Here is a 1,604-nt window from a genome sequence, read left to right on the forward strand (position 1 = left end):
CTGCTTCGCCTTTTCCACGATTCTCGGATGGGGACTTTACGGTGCACGCTGCATCGAGTTTTTATTCTCCGAAAGAATCACAAAATATTTTATGGCCGCCTATGCGCTGGTTGCCATCCTTGGCGCCACCGCAAATCTTGGCCTGATGTGGAGCATTGCCGAGACCTTCAACGGCCTCATGGCGATCCCAAACCTGATTGCGCTCTTCCTGCTTTCGGGCAAGGTTGTGGAGCTTACAAAGGAATACTTTTCCGGAGAAGGCAAAACCCGGTAAAATTCCTTTTCTCGCGGCGCATTCCCTTCTTCTGTAAGAAAATCATGTAAATTCGCCTTTTCCCTTGACAATCAGGTTGCTACCCCTTACACTGTTAAAAGTTTATAACATGTTTACCAAAGAGGGAAAACCGGGAGGAACTTTTGAATGGAAAAATGGAATGAAGTAAAACTGGTGCCGGAGTTTTCGGAACAGGGCGTGGACTGCTATCGCCTCGCAGGCGGCGATTATGAGAACGAATACTATGTCGTTTCCGAAGCAGAAACAAGAAAGCTTCTGAACACACCGGAGGTTGTCGGATATGAGGTTTATCACTGCCTGATTCCGTCTACTTCACAGATGCTTTATTATTTTAAAGAGCAGGGAAAGGTAACCGCAGCCAACATCCTTTCCATCCTGCGCGGCGCTTTGAATTATCCGCTGGAGGAAAGCTGCTACCGTGAGCACATTCGTGTGCATGACATCAGCTTTCTGTCAAGTGAGCGCGTCTTTAAAGAGGAAGAAATCGCAGGGCTGGAAATCAAATACAGCAAGCTGACGATGGTTCCGGGAAGTACACTTCTGATCGGCGATATCATCGCAACGGGTGAGACGCTGATCCACTGCCTGCGCTACGTAACCGATTTCTACCGTGAGCACGGTGCTTCCCTTCGTAACATTATCATCTTTACGATCGGCGGCACAACCGGAATCAAAATCCTGGAACGTCTCACAAAAGAAATCCGCGAGTTCTGGCCGGAGTTTGAAGGCTTTATCACCGTATATTACGAAGGAATCTTCAGCACCTATCAGGACAAGGGCGTATCCGGAATCAATCTGCCGGATGTCGATTTCTACTGGAAAGACGGTATCATTGCACCGGAGTTCCGAAGAGAAACGCTTTCCATGCGCGATCCGCTGTTTGAAAAATGCATCATCTACGATGGCGGTGCAAGACGCTATGAAATCCATGAGCATGTCGAGGAGGTTCTCGATTTCTGGAATAAAATGCTGGAGAGAGCCGACCGGATCGACTTCACCAGACTGCTCGAGGAGAAGCTCGGCTGCCCGCTTGGCGCATCCTACGAAGAGTGGATTCACATCAATCACTACGAAGAAATCGATGAACGTGTGACCAAATGGCTGTACCGCCAGGAAAAAGGCTATATTGCAAGCCTTGGCGATGCTACCCTGAAAGAAATTGCGGCTGAACGAATTGAAGAGTTTACCGCAGCACTTCGCAAATACATGCTGTAACAAAAAACCATTTCTTACGGTTCGCTGAATTTCGGCGAACCGTAATCACAGTTTTCAGGAGATATTATGGAAAAAGAAAAGAAAGTAAAAGATG

2 protein-coding genes are annotated in these 1,604 nt (G+C 47.8%); both read left to right on the forward strand.

The window, feature by feature from the left end; translation table 11 throughout:
• Window positions 1–274 (forward strand): alanine:cation symporter family protein (locus ACY2VW_RS13745; RefSeq protein ID WP_461878431.1); only part of this gene is annotated, 274 nt, incomplete at its 5' end.
• A 147-nt stretch (window positions 275–421) separates the two neighbouring features.
• Window positions 422–1,510: a hypothetical protein gene (locus ACY2VW_RS13750; protein ID WP_349142941.1), complete on the forward strand. Its 1,089-nt coding sequence runs from the start codon at window positions 422–424 to the stop codon at window positions 1,508–1,510.
• Window positions 1,511–1,604 lie beyond the last annotated feature (94 nt).

Source organism: Fusicatenibacter sp. (assembly GCF_977045365.1).

Bases quoted from the DNA above. Each gene is read 5' to 3' on its own strand.
- ACY2VW_RS13750 (WP_349142941.1), top strand. From the start codon at position 422: ATGGAAAAATGGAATGAAGTAAAACTGGTGCCGGAGTTTTCGGAACAG.